The sequence below is a fragment of the Nocardia sp. NPDC003183 genome (assembly GCF_053590715.1).
This window is the reverse complement of record NZ_JBSFTG010000022.1, coordinates 13,686-35,470: the sequence shown is the minus strand read 5'-3', so window position 1 is coordinate 35,470 and position 21,785 is coordinate 13,686. Positions and strand designations below refer to the sequence as shown.

At 69.0% G+C, this 21,785-nt stretch carries 24 protein-coding genes; 9 read left to right on the top strand and 15 right to left on the bottom strand.

Annotated features, from left to right (window positions below):
• Positions 1–80: 80 nt before the first annotated feature.
• The 7 genes from ACWDXS_RS33545 to ACWDXS_RS33515 form a co-directional block, all read right to left on the bottom strand.
• Positions 81–1,823 (bottom strand): penicillin-binding transpeptidase domain-containing protein, encoded by a 1,743-nt coding sequence (locus ACWDXS_RS33545; protein WP_449972039.1) that lies wholly within the window; start codon positions 1,821–1,823, stop codon positions 81–83.
• Positions 1,824–1,890: 67 nt separating this feature from the next.
• Complete coding sequence (locus ACWDXS_RS33540) at positions 1,891–3,939, bottom strand: acyltransferase family protein (RefSeq protein ID WP_449972036.1); 2,049 nt, start codon at positions 3,937–3,939, stop codon at positions 1,891–1,893.
• A 111-nt stretch (positions 3,940–4,050) separates the two neighbouring features.
• Positions 4,051–4,911 (bottom strand): arylamine N-acetyltransferase family protein, encoded by an 861-nt coding sequence (locus tag ACWDXS_RS33535; protein WP_378995740.1) that lies wholly within the window; start codon positions 4,909–4,911, stop codon positions 4,051–4,053.
• Between the two features lie 67 nt (positions 4,912–4,978).
• A complete protein-coding gene (locus ACWDXS_RS33530; protein WP_449972032.1) occupies positions 4,979–5,971 on the bottom strand; it encodes an alpha/beta hydrolase family protein in 993 nt (330 codons plus the stop codon).
• Between the two features lie 150 nt (positions 5,972–6,121).
• The gene (locus ACWDXS_RS33525) at positions 6,122–7,102 is read right to left on the bottom strand and encodes a TAXI family TRAP transporter solute-binding subunit (RefSeq protein WP_449972029.1); all 981 of its coding nucleotides are present in this window, start codon (positions 7,100–7,102) and stop codon (positions 6,122–6,124) included.
• 47 nt (positions 7,103–7,149) lie between these two features.
• Entirely contained in the window at positions 7,150–9,309 is a 2,160-nt protein-coding gene (locus ACWDXS_RS33520) for a TRAP transporter permease (RefSeq protein WP_449972026.1), read from the bottom strand.
• A gap of 87 nt (positions 9,310–9,396) precedes the next feature.
• Positions 9,397–10,065, bottom strand: a complete 669-nt coding sequence (locus ACWDXS_RS33515; protein ID WP_449972023.1) for a hypothetical protein — start codon at positions 10,063–10,065, stop codon at positions 9,397–9,399.
• 246 nt (positions 10,066–10,311) lie between these two features.
• On the opposite strand from ACWDXS_RS33515, the gene ACWDXS_RS33510 reads away from it, so the two are divergent.
• The 6 genes from ACWDXS_RS33510 (at position 10,312) to ACWDXS_RS33485 (ending at position 13,298) form a co-directional block, all read left to right on the top strand.
• A complete protein-coding gene (locus tag ACWDXS_RS33510) occupies positions 10,312–10,644 on the top strand; it encodes an ArsR/SmtB family transcription factor (RefSeq protein WP_378995750.1) in 333 nt (110 codons plus the stop codon).
• Positions 10,645–10,692: 48 nt separating this feature from the next.
• Positions 10,693–11,226, top strand: a complete 534-nt coding sequence (locus tag ACWDXS_RS33505) for a hypothetical protein (protein ID WP_449972020.1) — start codon at positions 10,693–10,695, stop codon at positions 11,224–11,226.
• A 92-nt stretch (positions 11,227–11,318) separates the two neighbouring features.
• Positions 11,319–12,497, top strand: coding sequence for a winged helix DNA-binding domain-containing protein (locus ACWDXS_RS33500; protein WP_449972017.1), 1,179 nt, complete (start codon positions 11,319–11,321; stop codon positions 12,495–12,497).
• Between the two features lie 43 nt (positions 12,498–12,540).
• Positions 12,541–12,741: a helix-turn-helix domain-containing protein gene (locus ACWDXS_RS33495; protein ID WP_378995756.1), complete on the top strand. Its 201-nt coding sequence runs from the start codon at positions 12,541–12,543 to the stop codon at positions 12,739–12,741.
• A complete protein-coding gene (locus ACWDXS_RS33490) occupies positions 12,738–13,061 on the top strand; it encodes a hypothetical protein (RefSeq protein ID WP_449972014.1) in 324 nt (107 codons plus the stop codon). Before ACWDXS_RS33495 ends, ACWDXS_RS33490 begins: the two co-directional genes overlap by 4 nt.
• Before the next feature lie 24 nt (positions 13,062–13,085).
• On the top strand, positions 13,086–13,298 hold the full coding sequence (locus tag ACWDXS_RS33485; RefSeq protein ID WP_449972011.1) for a hypothetical protein: 213 nt from the start codon (positions 13,086–13,088) through the stop codon (positions 13,296–13,298).
• Between the two features lie 55 nt (positions 13,299–13,353).
• Here the strand turns inward: ACWDXS_RS33485 and nadC are convergent, their stop codons facing one another.
• The 3 genes from nadC to nadA all read right to left on the bottom strand — a co-directional run bounded on the left by nadC (position 13,354) and on the right by nadA (position 17,042).
• Positions 13,354–14,214 (bottom strand): carboxylating nicotinate-nucleotide diphosphorylase, encoded by an 861-nt coding sequence (nadC, locus tag ACWDXS_RS33480; RefSeq protein ID WP_449972008.1) that lies wholly within the window; start codon positions 14,212–14,214, stop codon positions 13,354–13,356.
• Positions 14,215–14,359: 145 nt separating this feature from the next.
• Entirely contained in the window at positions 14,360–15,973 is a 1,614-nt protein-coding gene (locus tag ACWDXS_RS33475) for an L-aspartate oxidase (RefSeq protein ID WP_449972005.1), read from the bottom strand.
• A gap of 31 nt (positions 15,974–16,004) precedes the next feature.
• Positions 16,005–17,042 (bottom strand): quinolinate synthase NadA, encoded by a 1,038-nt coding sequence (gene nadA, locus ACWDXS_RS33470; protein ID WP_449972003.1) that lies wholly within the window; start codon positions 17,040–17,042, stop codon positions 16,005–16,007.
• 78 nt (positions 17,043–17,120) lie between these two features.
• Here nadA and ACWDXS_RS33465 point away from each other — a divergent pair, with 78 nt between their 5' ends.
• The 3 genes from ACWDXS_RS33465 to ACWDXS_RS33455 are packed head-to-tail and all read left to right on the top strand — an operon-like array spanning position 17,121 to position 18,795.
• Positions 17,121–17,837 (top strand): NUDIX hydrolase, encoded by a 717-nt coding sequence (locus ACWDXS_RS33465; RefSeq protein ID WP_449972000.1) that lies wholly within the window; start codon positions 17,121–17,123, stop codon positions 17,835–17,837.
• Between the two features lie 20 nt (positions 17,838–17,857).
• A complete protein-coding gene (locus ACWDXS_RS33460) occupies positions 17,858–18,250 on the top strand; it encodes a hypothetical protein (protein ID WP_378995767.1) in 393 nt (130 codons plus the stop codon).
• 50 nt (positions 18,251–18,300) lie between these two features.
• Positions 18,301–18,795, top strand: coding sequence for a nitroreductase/quinone reductase family protein (locus tag ACWDXS_RS33455; protein ID WP_387448939.1), 495 nt, complete (start codon positions 18,301–18,303; stop codon positions 18,793–18,795).
• An 11-nt stretch (positions 18,796–18,806) separates the two neighbouring features.
• Here ACWDXS_RS33455 and ACWDXS_RS33450 read toward each other — a convergent pair whose 3' ends face one another.
• From ACWDXS_RS33450 to bsaP, 5 genes are all read right to left on the bottom strand, one after another.
• On the bottom strand, positions 18,807–18,974 hold the full coding sequence (locus ACWDXS_RS33450) for a hypothetical protein (protein ID WP_358072375.1): 168 nt from the start codon (positions 18,972–18,974) through the stop codon (positions 18,807–18,809).
• Between the two features lie 95 nt (positions 18,975–19,069).
• A complete protein-coding gene (locus ACWDXS_RS33445) occupies positions 19,070–20,209 on the bottom strand; it encodes an AI-2E family transporter (protein ID WP_379312024.1) in 1,140 nt (379 codons plus the stop codon).
• 61 nt (positions 20,210–20,270) lie between these two features.
• On the bottom strand, positions 20,271–20,804 hold the full coding sequence (locus ACWDXS_RS33440; RefSeq protein ID WP_449971995.1) for a DUF1353 domain-containing protein: 534 nt from the start codon (positions 20,802–20,804) through the stop codon (positions 20,271–20,273).
• A 70-nt stretch (positions 20,805–20,874) separates the two neighbouring features.
• Positions 20,875–21,525 (bottom strand): DUF2567 domain-containing protein, encoded by a 651-nt coding sequence (locus tag ACWDXS_RS33435; protein WP_378995775.1) that lies wholly within the window; start codon positions 21,523–21,525, stop codon positions 20,875–20,877.
• On the bottom strand, positions 21,525–21,734 hold the full coding sequence (gene bsaP, locus ACWDXS_RS33430; RefSeq protein WP_378637366.1) for a biotin synthase auxiliary protein BsaP: 210 nt from the start codon (positions 21,732–21,734) through the stop codon (positions 21,525–21,527). The genes ACWDXS_RS33435 and bsaP overlap by 1 nt, the downstream gene beginning before the upstream one ends.
• Positions 21,735–21,785 lie beyond the last annotated feature (51 nt).

Sequence of the window (21,785 nt, the reverse complement as noted above, 5' to 3'; positions counted from 1 at the left end):
TCCGCCGCCGAGTGTAGCTGGCTGGGTGATGACCGCGTGCGGCAGCGGGGGGATTGCTCGCCTGCGGGGGGAAAGACGACTCATGGTGTCACACGTAGCATCCGTCCCGCTGCCTCGACCGCCGGTCCGGAGCTTCCGGCGTCCGCGACGAACACCGCGAACGCCCGGTCACCGTCGATGCCGACGAACCAGCCGTGGGCGTGGGTGTCGTCGAGGTACTCGGCGGTACCGGTCTTGCCGAGCAGGCCGGGGATGTCACGCAGGGCGGTGGCCGTACCCGCACTCACCGTCTCCCCCATCATGGTCTCTAGCTGCGACGTCACCGTCGCGGGCACCGGCGCCGAAGGCCGGTCGGGTGTGCCGGGACGGCCGCGGATGATGCTCGGAGCCGGCGCGGAACCGTGCGCGAGGGCGGCCGCGACGAGCGCCATTCCGAACGGCGACGCCGTCACCGTGCCCTGTCCGATGCTCGATTCGACCCGTTGCGCCGGACTTTCGGCGGGTGGAACTTTCCCTGTGACAGTCGTCAAGCCGGGTGTCACATAGTCCACCCCGAGACCCAGCTGCTGAGCCGCCGCGGTGAGTCCGTCGGCAGGCAATTTCACTCCCAGCTCGGCCATCGTGGTGTTGCACGAGCGTGCGAACGCGGTGTGCAGAGGCACCATACCCAGGTCGAAGCCGTTGTCGTTGGGAATCGTGCGGCCCTCGATGGTGGCGCGGCCGGGACACGGCAGCACGGTGTCGGGCGTGACCCCGCCTGCTTGCAGTGCCGCCGAGACCGTGACGGTCTTGAACGTGGAGCCCGGCGGGTAGAGCCCGGTGAGCGCGATCGGGCCCTGGGCGTCGGCGGGCGCGTTCTGGGCGACGGCCAGCACCTCCCCGGTCGAGGGGCGCAGCGCGACGATGGCGGCCGGAGTGGCGATCGGGGTCAGTGCGTCCTCGGCCGCGTGCTGTAGATCGATGTCGAGGGTGCTGGCGATGTCGGCGGTGGGCTTCGCGTCGGGTCCGGCGATGCGCTGGGTGCCCTCGGCGGTCTGCGCGCGGATCGCCCAGCCCGCGGCGGTGTCGGCCTGTTCCTGCCAGATCTCGGCCAATCCCCCGATGGTGGGTCCGGCGAGAGTCTTGTCGACGGTGAGCAACCGGGTCTGTGGCGCGAGCGTCACCCCGCGCACGCCCGTCAGCGCCTGCTGCACCGGCGCGATGTCGGCGTCACGCAGTGCCACGGCGGTGATCGGTTTACCCTGTGCCGCGGCGAGATCCGTCCGCAGCGTGGTCTCGGTGACGCCCTGCGGCGCGAGCAGCGCGGCGGCGGCGGGCAGGTCGGCGTCGGGCGCGACGTTCACCAGCGTCACCACCTGCTGGGTCATCAGGTCGCCGCCGGAGGCGTCGAGTACCCGCGCCGGTTTCGCCGCGACCGGGCTGTAGCTGAGCGCGCCGAGGTCGAGGCCGGGCGCGACGGTGGTCGGCTGCCAGGCGATCTTCCACTCGTCGTCGCCGGTGGTGGTTCCGGCGCTCGAGTAGGTCCACGCGTTGCGGCCGTCGGGGCCGAATTTCCAGGTGGATTCCAGCGTGAAGGACTTGTCGTCGGTGGACGACACCCGGACCGTGTCGTTCTTGCCGAGGTTCTCGAACAGCGCGGTGAGGACCGGCAGGGCCTGCTCCGGTGCGTCGGTGAGTGCGGCGGCGGCGGATGCGTCTGCGCTGGTGAGCGCGGCGGCGAAGGACTCGGCGACGGTCTGGGGCTGGTCGGGTCCGGAGGAGCACGCGAGGGGCAGCGCAGCGAGCGCGACGAGCAGGACCGATGCCTTCCGTGGTGTGCGCACGAGTCCGAGACTAGCTCGATCCGTGGTACCGGTGGGGTTGTCGTTTCTGCTGTGACGAGCCCGTCCGCTACCACCAGCCGGTGATCGCCCCGATCTGGCGGCCGAGTTCGGGGGCGAGCGAGCGGGCGTAGCTGGCGGTCAGGTGGTGCTCGTCGCGATAGATGAGTACATTGCCCTCGACCACCCGGCAACGCTGCGGTCGGCAGACAGCGTCGGACAGGTCGAGCGGATGGACGTTCGGGTAGCCGGCCGCCGGCTCCTGGGCGGGATCGCGCGGGTCGAGCACATCGGCGCGATCGAGCCCGCAGCTGTCGGGGTCGCCGCGGTGGGCGAGGCAGTCGGTGGCGCGGTAGAGGACGCCGTCGCGGCGTAATCGAGGCGTGTCACGCAGGGCGAGCACGTTGAGGCCACGGTCCTGCAACGCCGTCCATACTTCGAGGTATTCGTTGGGCACCTCGTCGCCCGTGCCGTTCTGGCGGTAGCGGGTGGACAGGGTCAGCACCCAGTTCGGGGGGTCGGCGGCCAGCCGGTCGAGCACCTCGACCGACCATTCGTGACACTCGGGGAAGGGCCACTCGGCGTAGGACGGCTGATCGGCGAGGACGACCGGACAGCCTTCCTTGAGGTAGGAGACCACCCGGAACCCGTGCTCGAGGGCGAGTGGTTCCAGCGCGGGCAGCCAGTGCTCGGAGTGCGACCCACCGACCAGCGCGATCGAGCGCGCGGCGGTGGGGTCGCCGTAGGTACAGACGCGAACTTCCCGGTTGGGGGTGATGCAGCCGTCGGTGGTCGGCGGTGGAGTGTCGGCCTGTCCTTCGAAGACGGTGGGCCGCATGGGTTCCGGTGAGTATTCGGCACCGGAGAGCAACGCGGCGGCACCCGGATAGCGGTGGGTGTCCAGCGCCTGCGGCGGCACGGCCGGGTTGGCCACCAGCACCACCTGCCACCCCAGCGAGGCGATCAACACCGCGACCGCGGTGGCGGTGACCAGTGCCCCGGTCAGCCTGCGGTTCTCGACCTCCTGGCCGCGCGGTGGCATGCGCAAGGGCGACTCGATCAGACGCGTGGTCGCGTAGGCCAGGACGAGCGAGGCGCCGATCACCACCACACCGTCGACGACTCCGGCATTCGCCCGCCCGGTCTCGCCGAGGTAAAAGATCAGGATCGGCCAGTGCCACAGGTACAGCGGGTAGGCCAGCGCGCCGAGTTCGGTGCAGAACCGTCCGCCCAGCAGGCGGTTCGGCCACGACCGCGCGGCCACGCCGAACCCGGAGGCGATCACCAGGCAGGCGGCCGCCACCGGCCACAGCGCCGCGACGCCGGGGAACTGATTCGCGCCGTCGAACAGCGGCCCACACGACAGCACCATGGCCAGACCGAGCGCGGCCGCGAGCCCCCGCAGCCGGTTCGGTATCCGCAGCCAGGGCGCCGCGACGGCCAGCATCGCCCCGGCCAGCAGCTCCCAGCCGCGCGCGACGCTGTCGTAATAGGTCCAGGCCTGGTGCTGTGCGGTGCCCGACGCCGCGTACCAGAACGACAGTGACGCCAGCCCGGCCAGCACGATCAGCAAGGTGAGCCGCCCGGCCGAACCGCGCCTGCGCAACCAGGCCCACCCCGCCAGCAGTACGAAGATCGCCAGGTAGAACTGCCCCTGTACCGACATCGACCACAGGTGCTGGAGCGGGCTCACCGACGGATCGGGCGAGAGATAGTCGAGCTCGGCGGTGGCCAGATACCAGTTCTGGCCGTAGAACATCGACGCCAACGTCTGCGCGGCGGCTTCGCCCAGCTGGGTGTACGGGCGCAACACCACCGTCGCGAGCAGAATCGCCGCTAACACCACCACCAACGACGGCATCAACCTGCGCGCGGTCCGTCGCGCGGTCTCTGCCGCGGACACCCCGCCGCGCCGCTCCACCCCGCGCACCACGGCCCCGGTGAAGAAGAACCCCGACAGCACCAGAAAGACATCGACACCGCCGGATACGCGGCCGGCCCACACATGGAACGCCACCACGAGCGCGATCGCTATCCCGCGCAGACCGTCCAGATCCCGGCGGCGTTCGACGGTGCCACGGACCGCCGCACCCGGCGATGCGGTCCGAACATTCGGCACCAACGACCCCACAGAATCGGCCCCCACAAAGGAATTGTTTCCCGGCAAGTAACCATCAATTTGCCGTAGCGCCACCCAGGAAGCAAACCGCCGTGCCGTGTGGGGAGGGTGCTATCCGGTTCGCCAGGGCGTGGTCGTCACAGTGGCGGCGTCGTCTTCGCCGAGGTCGATGTCGAAGACTTCCGCCAGCACCTTGGGCAGCTCGGTGGGATCGAGATCACGCGAAGTGGCAGTACCGTCGGGGTATTCCGAGCTCAGCGTCAGGTCATCGAGCACGTGGTGGACGCCGGGCAGGAATCGCTGGAGGAAGGGTCGCGTGGTGAACGGCGAACGTGGCGAGGTCGACACGAAGTGGTTGCCGACCGCGTAGTCGATACGGAACTGCGGGTTCTCGGTGAAGGTGTAGCGGTCGATCCAGCCGTCGCGGCTGAACTGGAACAGCACCCACAGGTCACCGGCCCGGCGTTCCAGCCGGTAGCGCCAGTCGCCGAGCGCGAATTCGCCGTTGCTGTCGACCAGTTCGAACGGCGCCAAGGGGCCGAAACCGAAACCGACATCGCAGATCCAGACGCGATCGTCGTCGGGCGTGGTCACGCGCAGCAGGGCGTGGGTCGCCGGCCGCAGGGCGCCGGTGTCGGCCACACCGTAGGTGACCCGGCCGCTGAGTCCCGCGACACCGAACCCGAACCGTTCGAGCGCGGCGGCGAAGATCCCCACATTCTCGTAGCAGTAGCCGCCGCGGCTGCGACGGATCAGCTTGTCCTGCAAGGAGTTCAGATCCAGCGGGATGCCGCGGCCGAGGATGATCTCCAGATTCTCGAACGGGATGGTGGTCGTGTGGGCGCGCACCAAGGCGCGCAAGGTGTCGACCGATGCCGTGCGCGGCCCGTCGTAGCCGATCCTGGACAGATAGGCGTCCAGATCGAGCTCGGCACCCTGCCAGCCGTGATCGTCGGGCACTACGTCGGTCATCGCATCCTCGCTCCGGTCGGTGTCTTCTCGCACAACCGCGGTTCGCCGAACCTTGTTCCCGCGTGTCTCAGGCCGCGCACTTCGCGCCCGCGGGGGCCGCGGGCGCGGTGACCGAACCGTGCTCGACATCGACGACATAGTCGATGACCTGCGGCGCGAGCGGCTCGGTTCCCGCGAGCAGGCGCAACACCACACATCCGCCCTCGAACAGCGCGGGTCCGACCGAGTGATCACCCGCGACGATGGCGCCGGTCAGGTCACGCCCGCTGACCACGGTGTAGAAGGAGAACGCTTGCCCTGCCGCGGTCAGCGCCGCGCGCAGTTCCACACTGGTCGCGAAGGGCACGATGGCGTCGGCGGTGCCGTGGATCAGGAAGGCCCGGCGCATGGTCAGCCGGTCGGCGAGCAGCGCGGGCGAACGCTCGATGTAGGCGAGCGGGCAGATCATCGGCGCGCAGCCGCCCGCGTCACGTTCGATCTGGCGGGGCAGTGCGGGATCCACCGAGCCACCGGCCGCCCACATCGTGAAATCGTCGGAGGGGCCGTAGTTGTCGACCCAGTAGTCGAACAGCCCGGGCGGCCCGTGTGCCACCGCGAGCCCGCTGGTGATGCCGCCCTGACTCCACCCCCACAGCACGGTGGACGCGATAGCGGGATGCTCGCCGCGATACCACTGCGTGGCTGCCACCAGGTCGTGCCAGCCCGTCCACAGGTTCCAGTCGCCGGTGCGCCACGGTCCGTCGGCGCTGCGCAGATCCATGAGCAGAATCGGCGACCCGCCCGTGCGCGCGAGCGCGGACATATACGGGGCGAAATCGGCCGACGACCCACCGTGCCCGTGCACCGCGACCACCAGCTTCGTGGCCGCGATATCGCCGGGAACACAGCGAAACGGCTCGTATACGCGCCCGGTCGCACGCTCGCCGTCCACGGTGATCGCGACCTGTCGCAGGTCGACACCCGGTGCGCACGGCGGTTGCCCGTGCGGGGCGGGTCCGGCCGCGGCCGATATCGCGACCAGCAGCGCGCACACCGCCACGACGACCCCGACCCGCTTCATGTCGCGATTGTCCGCCACCGGTGGACGGGGGTCCAGCACATCGTCGCGCGTTCCCACGCCGACACGGCACGGTCCCCGCGGCCCCCACAGTGCAGGGGTTGCGGGGACCGCCGGAACCCACGTGTCGGCGTGGATCCGTTCGTGGTGACGTCAGCGCAGCGCGGCCTCCGACCCGCGATGCAACAACACCGGCGCCGTCTTGCTCGCGGTGTCGGCGTTGATTCCCTTGGCGGCCGGATTCGCCTGTTCCAGTTGAGGTTTGCGATCCAGCAGCGTTTTGGTCAGCACGCAGGCCAGGTTCGCGTCGAGATCGTCGCGCACCACGAGCAGGTTGGGCACCACGATGGTCGGCGCGTCGGCGGGCAGCCCATAGGTGGCGGCCGGGATCGAGCCCGTCTCGTAGACCGGGTTGATCTGCTTCAGTTTCGGCAGCACACCGGTGATGTCGAGGAAGCGGACCTTGTCCTCGGCGGTGGTGAACAGGTCGGTGATGCCCGGCGTCGGCAGGCCACCGGACCAGAACATCGCGTCGATGGAGCCGTCCTTGAGACCGTCGACGGTCTTGGTCAGGTCGAGGCGCTGGGCGGCGACGTCGCTGTCGGGGTTGAGCCCCGCGGCTTGCAGCACGCGCTGGGCGATCACCTCGGTTCCCGATTTGGGTGAGCCGGTGGAGACCCGTTTGCCGCGCAGGTCGGCGAGGGAGTTGATGCCGGCGTCGGTGCGCACGATGACCTGGGTGTAGTTGTCGTAGAGCCGGGCCAGCGCGCGGATCGGCTGCGCGCTGGTGAAGCTGCCCGTGCCCGCGACCGCGTCGGCCGCGGAGTCGGCGAGCGAGAAGCCGACCTGATAGGTGCCGCCGACCACCTGCTGGATGTTCTGTACGGAGGCGCCGGTCTCGGCCGCGGTGGCCTTCACGGTCCCGCCGGTGGCGGCGGAGATCTGCTCGGCGTAGGCGTTGCCGAGCGCGAAGTACACCCCGGTCGCGTTTCCGGTGGCGATGCCGATCCTGGTGTCCTGCTTCACTGCACAGGTCACCTCGCCGCCCGCGTCGGCGGTCGGGGTGTCCTGCCGGCCACCGCAGCCGGTGAGTAATGCGGCGGCCGCGACCACCGCGACAATTGTTCTGACCATCAGGTCCCCTTCCGTCGACGGCCAGGCCGCCTGCCGATTCCCGCGGATCACGGTGTGTCCGTGGATGTTCTGTTCGCCCGGTCGAGAAGGCCCGCCAGCACGGCGACGACCAGCACCCCGAGTCCGAGCCCGGTGGCGACCGGATTCGGGTACAGCAGAATCAGTCCCGCGCCGGCGGCGATGACGCGCGGGATCGGGCCGATCGCGCCGATTCCGAACAGCCACCCGCCGGTCGCCGCCGCCAGCGCCGCGACACCGACGCAGGCCGCCGCGCTGACCCACAGCACGTCGAGCACCGCACCGCGGCCGAGCAGATGCTCCCCGGAGTCGGTGAGCACGAACATCAGCGGCACCAGGAACGCGGGCAGCGCGTACCGCAGGGCGTGCCACATCGTCGGCATCGCCTTCGCCCCGGTCACCGCGGCCGCGCCGACGGCGGCCAGCGCGGTCGGCGGCGTTACCTCCGAGAGCACCGAGAAGTAGAAGACGAACATGGCGGCGGCGGGTGCGGCGACGTGCAGGTCGAGCAGCGCGGGCCCGATGATCACCCAGCCGATGACGAACGACGCCGTCACCGGGACCGCCAGACCCAGCAGCGACAACGCGATCGCCGCCAGCACCGCGGTGGTCGCCAGCACGACGGCGGGATCGTCCGACAGCGCCGATCCGGCCTTGACCAGCAGCGCGGCCAGTTGCGCACCGAGGCCGGTCTTGGTGGTCATCGCGGTGATCACGCCCGCCGCCGCACACACCGCGACCACCGGCAGCGCCGAGCGCATCCCGTACGACAGCGAGCGCAAGGCTTCGATCACGAACTGCCCCACGCTCTTGCGTGACCAGCGGTGCCCCTCCGCTCGCACCGAGCCGCCCTCAACTGATTCCGTCGTGCTCTGTTCAGCGGGCGTTTTCGTGAGATCGGTGGCCGAGGCCGCATCGGTCACCGCGGCACTGCGCAGCATCCGGTCCGGGATCGCGAGCAGCAGCGCGAGCGCCGTCGCGTACACCACCGCGCGGGTCGCGCTCACGTCGGCCAGCAAGAGCACGACGATCACGATCAGCGACGAGAAGTGATACCCGAAGCGCCCCAGCAGCTTCCACCACGGCGTCGGCAGCGGACCGTCGGCCAGGTCCACGGGCGCGCGCCCGTCCGCGTGGATCCGGCGGGCGTCGATCTCGACCGACAGCAGGATGCCCAGGTAGTACAGCAGCGTCGGGATCAGGGCCCACCCCAGCACCGTCACATACGACACGTCGAGATATTCGGCGACGATGAATGCCGCCACTCCCAGCGTGGGCGGCGACAGAATCGCACCGACGCCCGCCGCCGCGAGCATCCCGCCCGCCTGTTCGGGCCGGTAACCGGCCTTACGCAGAATCGGCCAGGTCACCGCGCCGGTGCTCACCGCGGTCGCGGTTCCCGAGCCCGAGACGGTCCCGAGCAGGAATCCCGACGCCACTGCCGTGCGCCCTGCCGCGCTGTGCGAGCGCCGGAACAGTGACACCGACAGATCGACGAAGAACCGTGCCGCGCCGGAGAATTCGAGTACCGCTCCGTAGAGCGTGAACAACACGATGTAACTGGCGGCGACGTCGAGGGGCGTGCCGTAGAAGCCGCTGCCGGAGTTGTACAGCGCGTCGACGATCTGATCGACGTCGAGGCCCGCGTGCGCGATCGACCAGTCCTGCGGCAGCAGACCGCCGTAGTACCCGTACCCGAGGAACACCAGACACACCACCGGCAGGATCACCCCGGTGGTGCGTCTGCACGCCTCGAGCACGAGCACCAGCAGCAACCCGCCCATCACGACATCGAGCGGCGCGAGCATCCCTTGCCGATCGAGAAACGCGTCGTATCCCCCACCCGCGTCACCGATTCGAATCGGCAGCACCGGATACAGACACACCACCAGGGTGATCGCCGCCAGTACCCAGTCGAGCACGGAGGGCCCGTCGGCCCGATCGAGCGGACCCCACCACGACCGATAGCTCAGATACACCAGCGGCAGCGCGACAGCCAGAAAGATGACCAGGTAGTACTGGCTGCCCTGCGCCAGCGGCCGAAACACCTGCCACACCGACAGCAGCGCGAGCCCGAGCGCGACGCCGCCGACCAGCCGACCGGGGAATCCGGAGAGCACCCGCGCGGGCCGCTCCTCGTCGTCCACCCCCAGCTCAGCCGCAGTGACAACCGGTGGCGCTGCGTTCATGAGCGGACGATAGCAACGAGATTCACGGCCGGTGACGAAATCGACAACCGGGCAGTCTGTACAAAATGGACACTACGCGGGTGGCGCTCACCGCTGTGTGGTCCCACGATCCACTTCCGCACCTCGGCGCAGCGCGAAGGTGGCGCCCGCTGCGGCGGCGGCCGCGACAACGATCGCGAATACCGTGGTGGCCGTGGCCAACCCCGCCGCATCGCCGAGAAAACCGGTCGCCAGCGGCAACACCGCGGCGGGGAGATAACCGCCCACGTTCTGCGCGGCGTTGGCCTCGGCCAGCCGATCCGGCGGCACCGCCGATCCGATCGCGGTCAAACCGCCGAGTTGCCCGAGCCCCTGCCCCATCCCGGCCAGCACCGCGGCGACACCGAACACCGGCACCGCCGCCGTCGCGACCGCGCCGATCAGCGCGACCGCACTCCCCACCGTCGCCACCGAGCTGCCGAGCAGGATCACGCGAATACTCCTGCGCCGCACCGCGAACTGGATCCCCGTCGCGGCCAGGAACATCACGAAGGCCAGCGCACCCGCCACGACCCGATTCGCCGATCCGAGCATCCCGAGAACCGACGGGCCCAGCGACAGGACGAAGGACGTGGCCGTGATGCCGGGGGCGAAGGCGACAATCCCGAGCAGCACCGCCGTCCTGCCCCGCGCCGGGACCGCGGGCACTCGGATCCACGGACCGCGCCCGCCCACCCCGCTCGGCAGATCCAGCCGCGACACCACGACGAAAGCCACTCGTGCCCGAGGAGAATCCCATCTCCCGCTGCCACACGACGTAGAGCGGCGTGGCGGCGTTCGAGAGCACGAACACCGCAAGGACCGGCCACGCTGCCGCCCAGATCGCCCCATCGCGCACCCGTGGCGCCGCTGCCCGGATCGTCATGCCCACTCCTTAGTTCGACTTATCTCGTACCAGTACGACAGAAGTCGAACATACTCAGTACGATAAGATTCGTACAAGCCCCGACCTGAAGGTGTCCCATGCAGGCAACGACCGAAGCCGAACGACTTCCCGAGCCACCGCGCGCCGACCTGCGCCTCGATGTCGTCCTCGGCGCACTCAGCGATCCGCTCCGCCTCGGCATCGTGCAGAAGCTGCTCACCGAATCCCCCGACCTCGACCGCCCCTGCGGCTGGTTCGGCATCGACCGCCCCAAGTCGACCCTCACCCACCACTTCCGCGCCCTCCGCGAAGCGGGCATCACCCGTCAGCACCGCTACGGCCTCGAACGCCGCAGCCAGGTCCGGGTAGCCGACCTCGACGCCCGATTCCCCGGCCTCCTCGACCTCGTCCGCGCGTGGCGGGCCGAATAACCCGTGGTTCCAGGCCGAACCGGCGTGGATAATGTCGTGGTGGCCGTGATGCGACGAATCGTGGTGGTGGGGACTTCGGGATCGGGCAAGAGCACGCTGGCCCGCCAGATCTCGCACCGGCTCGACATCCCGCACATCGAGCTCGACTCGATCCACCATCAGCCGAACTGGACACCGATGGCCGCGCCCGAATTCCAGGCCGCGGTCGCCGAGCGGATCGCCGGGGATGCCTGGGTGGTCGACGGCAACTACCGAGGCAAACTCGGCGATCTGGTGTGGCGACGTGCCGATACGGTGGCCTGGTTCGATCTGCCACGGTCGCTGGTCATGCGCCAGATCGTCGGCCGGACGGTGGGCCGGGCGCTGACCGGTCGCGAGCTGTGGAACGGCAACCGGGAGCGCTGGCGCGAGATGATCTCGCTCGACCCGGCACGATCGGTGATCATGTGGGCCTGGACGACCCATGCGAAGAACCGGGCGAGCTACCTTGCGGCACAGCATGATCCGGCATTCGGGGATCTCACCTTCGTCCGACTGGGCTCCCGGCGCGAGGCCGCGGCGTTCCTCGACGGTCTCGCCTGAGCACCACCGCCGACGTAACCCGCTTCGGCTGTCACTGCCCACGCAACCGGGCTTGCCCCGCGATTGTCGGTGCCCCCGCCTACGATCCGCTCATGCTCTCGATCGATACCGCGCAGCGTCGCGCCCGAGTGGCCACCAGGCATCGCCTCGCGCCGTCGGCGCGTTCGACCGACCCCGTGGACATCGCCCGTTCGATGGTGGTTCTGCACGCCACCGATCCGGCGACGGTGTACCTGTCGGTCGGTGCTCGGGGCATCGATCTCACTCCCGCCGATGTCGAGAAGGCGCTCTACGCCGACCGGGCCCTGCTTCGCATGCTGGCCATGCGCCGCACGATGTTCGTCGCGCCGACCGAGTTGCTCCCGGTTCTGCAGGCATCCACCTGCGATGCGCTGGCCCACAAGCAACGCCGCACCTACGGCCGCTTCATCGAGCAGGCGGGCGTCGTCGACGGTGACATCTCGACGTGGCTGGCCGAGGTCGAAGCCGAGACGCACGCGGCGCTGCTGACCCGTGGCGCGGCGACCGGTGTCCAGCTGAGCAAAGATGTGCCACGGCTGCGCACCCAGATCGACACCGCCCCCGGAAAGTCCTATTCCAAACCGACGAGCATCACCACCTGGGTACTGGTGGTGCTCGGCGCGGAGGGCCGGATAGTGCGCGGCCGCCCGAACGGCAGCTGGACCAGCAGCCAGTACACCTGGGCCCCCGTGGAAACCTGGCTACCCCAGGGGTTTTCACCGCTGTCCGCCGCCGAGGCCCGCGTCGAACTGGTACGGCAGTGGTTGTACGCCTTCGGCCCGGCCCCGATCACCGACCTGAAATGGTGGACCGGCTGGACCCTCGGTGAAGTCCGGAAGGCCCTGGCCGAAGTCGACACAGTCGACGTAGACCTCGACGGCACCCCCGGCCTGATCCTCGCCGACGACCTCACCCCCGTCCCCACCCCCGAACCCTGGGCAGCCCTGCTCCCCGCCCTGGACCCCACCCCCATGGGCTGGCAATCCCGGGACTGGTTCCTCGGCCCCCACGCCCACGCCCTCTTCGACACCAACGGCAATATCGGCCCCTCCATCTGGGCCGACGGCCGCATAGTAGGCGGCTGGGCCCAACGCCCCGACGGCGAAGTGGTCACCCGCCTCCTCGAAGACGTGGACCCCCACGCCCAGAAGCTGATCGACGCCGAAACAGACCGCACCACAACCTGGTTCGGCGACATCCGCGCCATCCCCCGCTTTCGGACCCCCTTACAACGCGAACTCACCGCCTAGCGGCAACAATTTCGGCAATATCCTGCCGATCGGAGGTGTGTTCATGGATGTACTGAAAGACATCGGCGGAAAGATCCGAACGGAGCGCCGCCGCCACCACCTGACTCAGGAGGAGCTTGCCGAAGTCGCGGCTACGTCCACGCGCACGATTCGCGACATCGAACACGGTCGAGGTTCGACCAGCATCGGAACGGTCACAGCGGTGGCCGGCGCACTGGGACTTACGCTGACGGTGACGCCGTGACGGATTTCGGCGCGTTGCGCAGGGTCAGCAGCGCGGACGTCTACAAGTCCGGTCGTCTCGCTGCCGCGCTCGGCAGGACCGCCGATGGTGGCACCGAATTTCGTTACGTGCCTGAATATTCTGGTGATCCCATCGCTTCGACATCGCCACTCGGCACCGAACCGATCACCGGCGGATCTGGGTCTGTCCCGCCGCCACATTTCGCCCGGCGAGTCCGTCACAATGGTCAGGTGAATGCTGAAGAGCCCGAATGGATTCGGCTGATGACCTACGAGGCCACCGAGGGCGCGCCGCGACCGATCAGCGCCCTGCGCGGTTGACTGCGCGACCGCGGAATCGACTGGATGCCCTTCGCCGCCGACGACATCCGCGTCGACCTCATGCGAGCCCGGCATGCCGACGGTCGCGTCGGTTGCGCGGTCGGTATCGCCATCCGTAGCGCGGCCCTGCGCCCCCTGGGCCTGCACCCCGACCAACCGGAAGCACAGCCGACACACCCGTCACCACCGGCTTGGTGGCATGCGGCCGCCGACCGCAGCCCCTGGGCACAGACCTGAGCTGTCGACCGACCACGAGAGCCGGTCCGCAGGTCTGCATCGCTTAGACATGACCTCACATGTCCAGGCCGAGATCGAGTACGCGGACCGAGTGGGTGAGGGCGCCGATGGCGAGGTAGTCGACGCCGGTGCCCGCGTATTCGGCGGCTTGGTCGAGTGAAAGTCCGCCGGAGGACTCGAGTTTCGTCGCGGGGGCCGCGGCATCGCGGCGTTGGACGGCCGCCTGGGTCTGCCAGAGGGGAAAGTTGTCCAGCAGGACGAGTTCGACGTTTTCGGCGAGGACAGCGTCGAGTTGTTCGAGGCTGTCGACCTCCACCTCGCAGGCGATGTCGGGTGCCAGTGCGCGGACCGCGCGCAGGGCGTTGACGACCGAACCGGCGGCCACCACGTGGTTGTCCTTGATGAGGGCGGCATCGCCCAGCCCCATGCGGTGGTTGACGCCGCCGCCGACGCGGACCGCGTACTTCTGCAGAGCGCGCAGGCCGGGCAGCGTCTTGCGGCTGTCGCGGATCTCGCATCCGGTGCCGTCGACGGCGTCGACCCAGGCGGCGGTGGCGGTGGCGATGCCCGACAGGTGGCACACCAGGTTGAGCATGGTTCGTTCGGCGGTGAGCAGGCCGCGGGTGGGGGCGACGATGCTCAGCACCGAGGTGCCCGGCTCCACCCGGGTGCCGTCGGCGACCCGCGCGGTGATCTCGTAGGTGCCCGCGCCGAGGACCTCGTCGAGCACGAGCAGCCCGACGTCCAGGCCCGCGACGGTGCCGTGCTGGCGCGAGACGACCGAGGCTTTGCTCACCGCGTCGTCGGCAACGGTGGCGATCGTGGTGACGTCGGGCCCGTAACGCAGGTCCTCGTCGAGGGCGTTGCCGATCAGCGTCAGCAGCTCGTCACGGTCCAGAGTGGCGTCCAAAGCCATCACCGCACTCCTAATTCTCGGGCGCACAGTGCGCCTCGGTCGAAGCGGCGGAGCAGGTCACCACTCCACCGATATTGCTTGTCCGACTGTGATTTCCAGCTGCGACCCGCCCGATCCGAGTGAACTCGGCCGGGAACGTCGCTGGTCAACGCACGCCGAGGGGCACCGAACCGCATTCCGCGGGCATGGTGGACAGTTCGAGCGTGCCCTCCGGCCGGAGCCGAATCACCGTGCTGTGCCGCTGATCCTCGACCGCGCCCGGCGACTCCGCACGCGTGTGGCACCCTCGGCTCTCGGTGCGCGCCGCCGCCGCACCGAGCAGCGCACGCGCGGTCAAGGTGAGCGCCGCGTCCTCGATCCGGCGCAGTTGCTGTGCCGCTGCCGGTGAATCAGCAGAAGCCGAGTCGAGCGACGACACTGCCGACATCGCACCGTCGATCCGCCTGCGTGCCCGCGCGAGTCCGTCGCCGTCACGCACGACGGAGGCATGCGCGGTCATCGCCTGCTGCACCACCGAACGGTCGGCGAATTCGACTGTCCACGAGGAGATCTCCTCGACCCGAGCACGAACCCCGACCCGCTCGGCCGCCGCCGCACCGGCCCGCTCACCCACCACGAGCCCTTCGAGCAAGCTGTTGGAGGCCAACCGGTTGGCACCGTGCAGCCCGGTCCTGGCGACCTCGCCCGCCGCGTAGAGCCCGGCGACACCGGTCCGCCCGTGCGTGTCGGTGAGAACACCACCGCACTGGTAGTGCGCGGCAGGCGCGACCGGAATCAGTTGCGCCGCAGGGTCGATCCCCGCCGCCAGGCACGAGGCGGTGATGGTCGGGAATCGCTGGGCGAACCCTTCGATGGCGCGGGCGTCGAGGAAGACATGGTCGGTTCCGAGCGCCCGCATCCGCTCCGCGATCGCCCGCGACACCACATCGCGAGGAGCCAAATCACCACGTGGATGCCCGGCTGTCACCGAGTTTCCGTGGGAGTCGACGAGTATCGCGCCTTCGCCGCGCACCGCTTCGCTGATCAGCGGTCGCCTGCCCACCCCGCCGGGCGTGTAGAGCACCGTCGGATGGAACTGCACGAATTCGAGATCGGCCACGGCGGCCCCGGCCCACAATGCCAGCGCCACGCCGTCACCGGTCGCCCCCGGCGGATTCGTACTCAGCGCGTAGAGCTGTCCCAGACCGCCGGTCGCCAGCAGCACAGCGGGTGTGTGCACGACGCCGAACCCGTTGCCCGACACCGCGATCACACCCTGCACGCCCTCGGCGCCGGTCACCACGCGCAGCGCGGCGGCGCCGAACAGCACAGGCAATCCCGCCGCGTTGAGCGCGCGCTGCACCTCGGCCCCGGTCGCGTCCCCACCGGCGTGGATGATGCGGCGCGTGCTGTGCCCGCCCTCGCGGGTACGCGAGATCTGGCCGTCACGACCGAGGTCGAACACCGCGCCGAGGTCGGTCAGCGCCGCGACCGCGGCCTGTCCACCCTCGACGATCGAACGCACCGCGTCGACCTCGCACAACCCGGCGCCGGCTTCGACCGTGTCGCGCACGTGCGAGTCGACCGAATCACCGAGCGGTGCGACGACCGCGATGCCGCCTTGCGCGTATTGGGTCGAGGTGTCGGTCGGACCGCCCTTGCTCAGGATGAGCACCCGCAGCCCACGCAACGAGGCCGTGCGCGCGGCCGTGAGCCCGGCGACGCCGCCGCCGATGACGACCAGGTCGACATCGGCCTCCCACGAAACAGGAACCGTCATGGTCGTTACCGGCTCGGCCGCACGGTGCCGGTCACTCGCCACCGCCGGAGTTGCCGATGGCGATCATCCGCTGCACCGAGGCGCGACCGGCCTCGGCCATCGCCAGGTCGACGTGCACCTCGTCGGCGCCCTCGACCAGGCAGCGCAGCAGCGCCGCCGGGGTGATCATCTTCATGTACTTGCAGGACGCGCGATCGTTGACGGCCTGGAAGTCGATCCCGGGCGCCGCCTTGCGCAGCTGGTGCAGCATGCCGATCTCGGTCGCCACCAGCACCTGGTTGGAGTGCGACGCCTTGGCCGCGTCGATCATCCCGCCGGTCGACAGGATGTGCACCCGCTCGGCCGGGAACGCGCCCTCGCCCGCCAGATACAGCGCCGAGGTGGCGCAACCGCACTCCGGGTGCACAAACAATTCGGCGTCGGGGTGGGTGCGGGCCTGCTCGGTGAGCTCGTCTCCGTTGATACCCGCGTGCACGTGGCACTCGCCCGCCCAGATGTGCATGTTCTCGCGCTTGGTCTCCCGCTTGACGTGCGCGCCGAGGAACTGGTCCGGCAGGAACAGCACCTCACGGTCGGGGTCGATCGAGTCGACCACGTCGACGGCGTTGGAGGAGGTGCAGCAGATGTCGGTGAGTGCCTTCACCTCGGCGGTGGTGTTCACATACGACACCACCATCGCGTCGGGGTGCTCGGCTTTCCAGGCGCGCAGTTCGTCGGCGGAGATCGAGTCGGCCAGCGAGCAGCCGGCGCGCTGGTCCGGGATGAGCACGGTCTTGGCCGGGCTGAGGATCTTGGCCGTCTCCGCCATGAAGTGCACGCCGCAGAACACGATGGTGCCCTCTTCGGCCTCGGCCGCGATGCGTGACAGGGCCAGCGAGTCGCCGACGTGGTCGGCCACGTCCTGGATCTCGGGCAGCTGGTAGTTGTGCGCGAGGATGGTCGCATTGCGTTCGCGCGCCAGACGGCGCACCTCCTGCGCCCATTCCGGCGTCGCTTCGACACCCGCGTAACCGGTGGGTCCGTCGAAGACCGAATCCAACAGCGTCCGCTGTGCAGTCGTCGTCGCCATGGTGGCTCCCTTCATCGTGCGAGCGGCTCCATCGCCGCGATTCGCACCAAACCAGGTTTTCGACTTACAATCGAAAACGTGCCCCATAGTAACACCATCCACGAATCGCTCACCGCGGTGTTCCAGGTTCGCCGCTTCCCGTCGAGCATTTCCGCAGGTAGAGGCGCCAAGCACCCGGAGTTGGCGGTTCTGCTGTGGGAACGCGCGCTCGATCCACAGAAAGGCACGTGGTCACTACCCGGCGGCCGCCTGCGCGACGACGAGGACCTCGACACCTCCGCCCGGCGCCAGCTCGCCGAGAAGGTCGACGTGCGCGACCTGCACCACCTCGAGCAGGTGTCGGTGTTCAGCAATCCCGACCGCGTCCCCGCCCCGCGCCGCATCGCCTCTGCCTACCTCGGCCTGGTCCCCCTCACCACCGAACCCGAACTCCCGTCCGACACCACCTGGCACCCGGTCTCGTATCTGCCCGACATGTCCTTCGACCATCGCACCGTCGTCGACCACGCCCGCACCCGCCTGGCCGCCAAACTCTCCTACACCAACATCGCCTACGCCCTGGCCCCCGACACTTTCACCATGTCGACCCTGCGCGAAATCTATTGCGCCGCACTCGGATACGACGTGGACACCACCAATCTCCAGCGAGTCCTCACCCGCCGCAAGGTGATCACCCCCACCGGCGACACCGCCCCGTCCGGCCGGGCAGGCGGCCGTCCCGCGGCGCTCTACCGCTTCACCGACTCCGGCCTGCGAGTAACCGACGAGTTCGCCGCCCTCCGTCCCCCGACCTGACCGAAGTGCACACTGCACCTATGAGCGAATTGCAGTGCGATATCCAGCCCGCCCCGCCGTTGCGGCTGACCCCGGTCTGCACCGTCTACAGCGGCATCGTGCGACTCGCCATGACGGGCCGATTCCTGCAGTCCCATCGAGCACCGGCCGACGAGTTCGGCGCGTTCGTCCCGCACGTCGCGCCCCTGCCGGGCAACGAGCCCGAACCCCAGGTGTGGGCCGAGGCGTATGTCATGAGCACCGTATCCTCGGCTGCCGGCGGGTTTCCCGCCGGTGTCGACTACGTCCGCGCGGCCTATCTGGCCGATCCACGCGGCGGCACCGACCGATGGCTGCATCTGGGCGGAGCCGCGCACATCGGCAAAGGACTCACCCTCGGCTACCGGATCACCGTGCAGACCACGCAGGGGTGACAGTCGGTCGACGGGCGGAAGTTGTCGGTGGCCGGTGCCACACTGCGAGCATGGACAACGACGCGACGGACGCGAAGCAGACCACTTCCTATGACGACCCGGATGCTCCCTGGAACAAGGAGTTCTCCGAGGAGGAGATGGCGGGCTGGAACGACGGGGTCATCACGGAGTTCCGGGAGAACCAGGGTCGGGTCGGGGGCGACTACGCGGGCGCCACCCTGCTGTTGCTGACGACGACGGGCGCCAAAAGCGGTAAGCCGCATGTGGTTCCGCTCGGCGCGCTGTATCGCGGTGACCTGATGTATGTGAGCTCGTTCATCGAGGATCGGTACCCGGCCTGGTATCACAACGCCAAGGCCGACCCACGGGTGACGATCGAACTGGGCGGCGAGAAGTTCGCGGCGACGGCCGACGTACTCACCGGCGAGCGCTACGACGAGTTCGCGGCATGGGCGCTGGCGGAGAACTCCTTGCTGGCCGAGTATCAGGCCAAGGTCGACAAGCCGCTACCGCTGGTGGTGCTGACCCGGACAGCATCACAGTAGGCCCGGCGGCGTCACGAATCGTGGCGGCGATCGCGATGCTTCGGCGAGCGGCGGTAAGCGCGCCCGCTGGGCACCGCGGTGGCAGCGGACGAGCTGCGCAGGGCGTGGCGGCGGCGCCAGGCGACCAGATCGGGTCGCTCGGCGGGCGGCTCAGTGGATTGCCCGGCTGCGGTCTTCATGGTCAAGGTCCTCCCCCGAAATACGATGCTGCCAGGATAGGGAGCGGGTCCGACCGCGTTCCACTGGTTTTCGGTGAACCGATCCGCGGCGCCCGCTATTCCTTGTCCACCGCTGTCCGGGCCCCGGTCGGCTTGCCGGATTCCTTGCGCGGCGCGGGTTTCTGGTCGATCGGCGCACCGATCAGCACATCCGCCCATCGCGTTGTCGGGTCGATGTCGAACAGCAGCGCCTTCACCAGCAGCGTCAGCGGAATCGCCAGCAGCGCGCCGAGCGCCCCGATCACCCACGCCCAGAACACCAGCGACAGGAACGTGATGGTGACTCCGAGGCCCACGGCGTCACCGACGAACTTGGGCTGAATGATCGACTGGATCACGAAGTTGATCACCGAATAGACCACGATCACCCAGATCATCAGCACCGGACCGCTGTCGAGCAGGGCCAGCAGCGCGGGCGGGATGACGCCGATAACGAACCCGACGTTCGGGATGTAGTTGGTGATGAACGACAGCAGCGCCCACAGGATCGGCAGCGGTACCCCCATCAACCACAGTGCCCCACCGTCGATCACGGCCACGATGGCACCGAACACCGTGGACACGATGAGGTATTTGCGCGTTCCGGTGACGAAATCGTCCAGTGCCTGTGCGATCGCGGGCCGCTCGCGAGCCACGATCGCCAGCCTGCGGTCCATCGTCATCCCGTCGACGGCCATGAACAGCAGCAGCGCCACGACGAAGAACAGATTCGAGAAGACTCCGAGCACCCCACCGACCAGCTCCTCGATGACACTCGCGGCCTTACCCACGTCGATGCCGCTGAGCGCCTTGTGGATCTGGTCGGAGCTCACCCCGAGATCCGACAGCCAGGCGCGCCCATGGTCGAGCAATTCGTTGAGCTTGTCGGCATATTCGGGCAGCAGCGAGGCCAGCTGCACCGCCGACAGCGCCAGCGCCCCACCGATGCCGAACAGAATCCCGACCACCGCCACCAGTGCCGCGGCCATGCCGAGCCAGGCAGGCCAGCCCTTGCGGCGCGCCCAACTCTGGATCGGTTGCACCGCGATGGTCAACATGAGGGCGAGGAAGACCGGTCCGATGATGCCGGAGAAGGCCTTCAGGCCGCCGATGGTGACCACTCCCGCACCGAGCGACAGCAGCACGATCAGACCGCGCGGAATCGACCATTCGACGGGCGGGGCCGGGGGCGCGGTGTCGGTGCTCGGCTCGGACATGCGCCGAACGCTAACCACGCGAAGGCGCCGCCACCTCCCCCATTCCGGGTGAGATGCGCGATCAGGCGGTCTTCATCTGCGGTTGCGGCGGCGGCGCCGCAGTGTGGCGGGTGATCCGCCCCACTGCCCAGAACCCGAGCTCGACCACCCAGAAGACCAGTAGCGCGGCGGTGACCACCAGCACCGGGAGCACGAGAAAGACCACGGAAGGCACCGCGATCAGCGACCACCCGAGCACATCGACCGCACGCGCCCCACGAAGCCGGCTGCCGAGGCGGACCGCCGTCCACATCATCCAGCGTCGCGGTACCGAAACCCCGGCCTCGCGCAGGCTGCGCCGGAATATTCCGTCGGCGTCGGCGGGGCCGACTTCGCCTGTGCGGCACAGGTAGTCGTGCAGAATCGCGGCTCTGGTGTAGACACCGTAGCGCGGGATCAGCCAGACCAGCGCGCGCGGCACCGAGGCGAAGTCGGTGCGGAATCCGGTAGGCACCGTGAAGGTTTCGACCGCGGCCTGGTAGGTGAGCGGTTCGGTGAGCCGCCAGAATTTCGCGTCCAGTTCCTCGACAACCGGACCACCACCGATGAATCCCACGACCGTTCCTCTCACACGACAGCCGGTATCTACCTGCTGTTATGCGAAAATGGTATCGCTTGATGGCCGCTCAGCCGCGTGGTTGCGAACTCGGATCGAAATCGCCGCTCGGCCGATACTGTTCGGCACCGTAGGGCAGGCGGTAGTCGTCGGACTCGTCGCCGAAATCGGCCGGACGCAAGTCGCCGAGCAGCCCGGCCGCGCCGGAATGGAGATCGACGGCCGGGTGCAACGCGGCGAGGAACAACAACACCAGGGCGGCCAGGAACGGCTGGATCAGCAGTGCGAGATCGGTCCCGACTTCCGCCGGCAGCGCGACGATCTGGCCGATCGCCGGATCGCCGGGACGCGGATGACGCACGCCCGCAACCCATTCCCCGATCCACATCATCAGCACAGCGCCCAGCCCCGAGGCGAGCAGCATGCCGAGCACGAGCGCGGGCCCGCGCGTGGTCCGCACCCGCCACGCCCCGACCGCACTCAGCACCGCGACCACCGCGCCGAAGCACAGGAACATCGCGACCGCGTCGAACAGGTGCAGACTCTCGCCGGTGAGCACCGCGGCGCGCCCCGGCTGAGTCACCCGCAACCGCTCGGTCGGTGCGAGCAGACCCCACACCACCCCGGCCGCCGCACTCGCCACCAGCACCACGGCCATGACGATGCCGACGCCGACGATCTCGCGCCGCAACACCTCGGGGCGCTCCCCGCGACCGAGCACTACCGGCGTTCCAACTGTGCCGATTCGATGACACCGTGCCGTGAGCACTTCGCCCACCAGCCATCCGGGCTGATCTGCACGATCATCCGGCGTCCACACTGCTCGCAGAATCGCGGTGGTTCGAGACCGAGCGTCGCCGACGCGGGCGTGACATCGTCGATCCCGGCCACGATCCGCTTGCCGGTGAACGGGTTGTAGCGCTCGTCCAATGCGGTTACCGCCTCCGTGAAGTGTGACTCGACGGTCGCGTCATCCCTGCC

Bases quoted from the DNA above. Each gene is read 5' to 3' on its own strand.
- ACWDXS_RS33510 (WP_378995750.1), top strand. From the start codon at position 10,312: ATGCAGGCAACGACCGAAGCCGAACGACTTCCCGAGCCACCGCGCGCC.
- ACWDXS_RS33485 (WP_449972011.1), top strand. From the start codon at position 13,086: ATGCCCTTCGCCGCCGACGACATCCGCGTCGACCTCATGCGAGCCCGG.
- nadC (WP_449972008.1), bottom strand. From the start codon at position 14,214: ATGGCTTTGGACGCCACTCTGGACCGTGACGAGCTGCTGACGCTGATC.
- ACWDXS_RS33450 (WP_358072375.1), bottom strand. From the start codon at position 18,974: ATGAAGACCGCAGCCGGGCAATCCACTGAGCCGCCCGCCGAGCGACCC.
- ACWDXS_RS33520 (WP_449972026.1), bottom strand. From the start codon at position 9,309: ATGAACGCAGCGCCACCGGTTGTCACTGCGGCTGAGCTGGGGGTGGAC.
- ACWDXS_RS33445 (WP_379312024.1), bottom strand. From the start codon at position 20,209: ATGTCCGAGCCGAGCACCGACACCGCGCCCCCGGCCCCGCCCGTCGAA.
- nadA (WP_449972003.1), bottom strand. From the start codon at position 17,042: ATGGCGACGACGACTGCACAGCGGACGCTGTTGGATTCGGTCTTCGAC.
- ACWDXS_RS33500 (WP_449972017.1), top strand. From the start codon at position 11,319: ATGCTCTCGATCGATACCGCGCAGCGTCGCGCCCGAGTGGCCACCAGG.
- ACWDXS_RS33455 (WP_387448939.1), top strand. From the start codon at position 18,301: ATGGACAACGACGCGACGGACGCGAAGCAGACCACTTCCTATGACGAC.
- ACWDXS_RS33535 (WP_378995740.1), bottom strand. From the start codon at position 4,911: ATGACCGACGTAGTGCCCGACGATCACGGCTGGCAGGGTGCCGAGCTC.
- ACWDXS_RS33505 (WP_449972020.1), top strand. From the start codon at position 10,693: ATGCGACGAATCGTGGTGGTGGGGACTTCGGGATCGGGCAAGAGCACG.
- ACWDXS_RS33495 (WP_378995756.1), top strand. From the start codon at position 12,541: ATGGATGTACTGAAAGACATCGGCGGAAAGATCCGAACGGAGCGCCGC.
- ACWDXS_RS33460 (WP_378995767.1), top strand. From the start codon at position 17,858: ATGAGCGAATTGCAGTGCGATATCCAGCCCGCCCCGCCGTTGCGGCTG.
- ACWDXS_RS33525 (WP_449972029.1), bottom strand. From the start codon at position 7,102: ATGGTCAGAACAATTGTCGCGGTGGTCGCGGCCGCCGCATTACTCACC.
- ACWDXS_RS33475 (WP_449972005.1), bottom strand. From the start codon at position 15,973: ATGACGGTTCCTGTTTCGTGGGAGGCCGATGTCGACCTGGTCGTCATC.
- ACWDXS_RS33530 (WP_449972032.1), bottom strand. From the start codon at position 5,971: ATGAAGCGGGTCGGGGTCGTCGTGGCGGTGTGCGCGCTGCTGGTCGCG.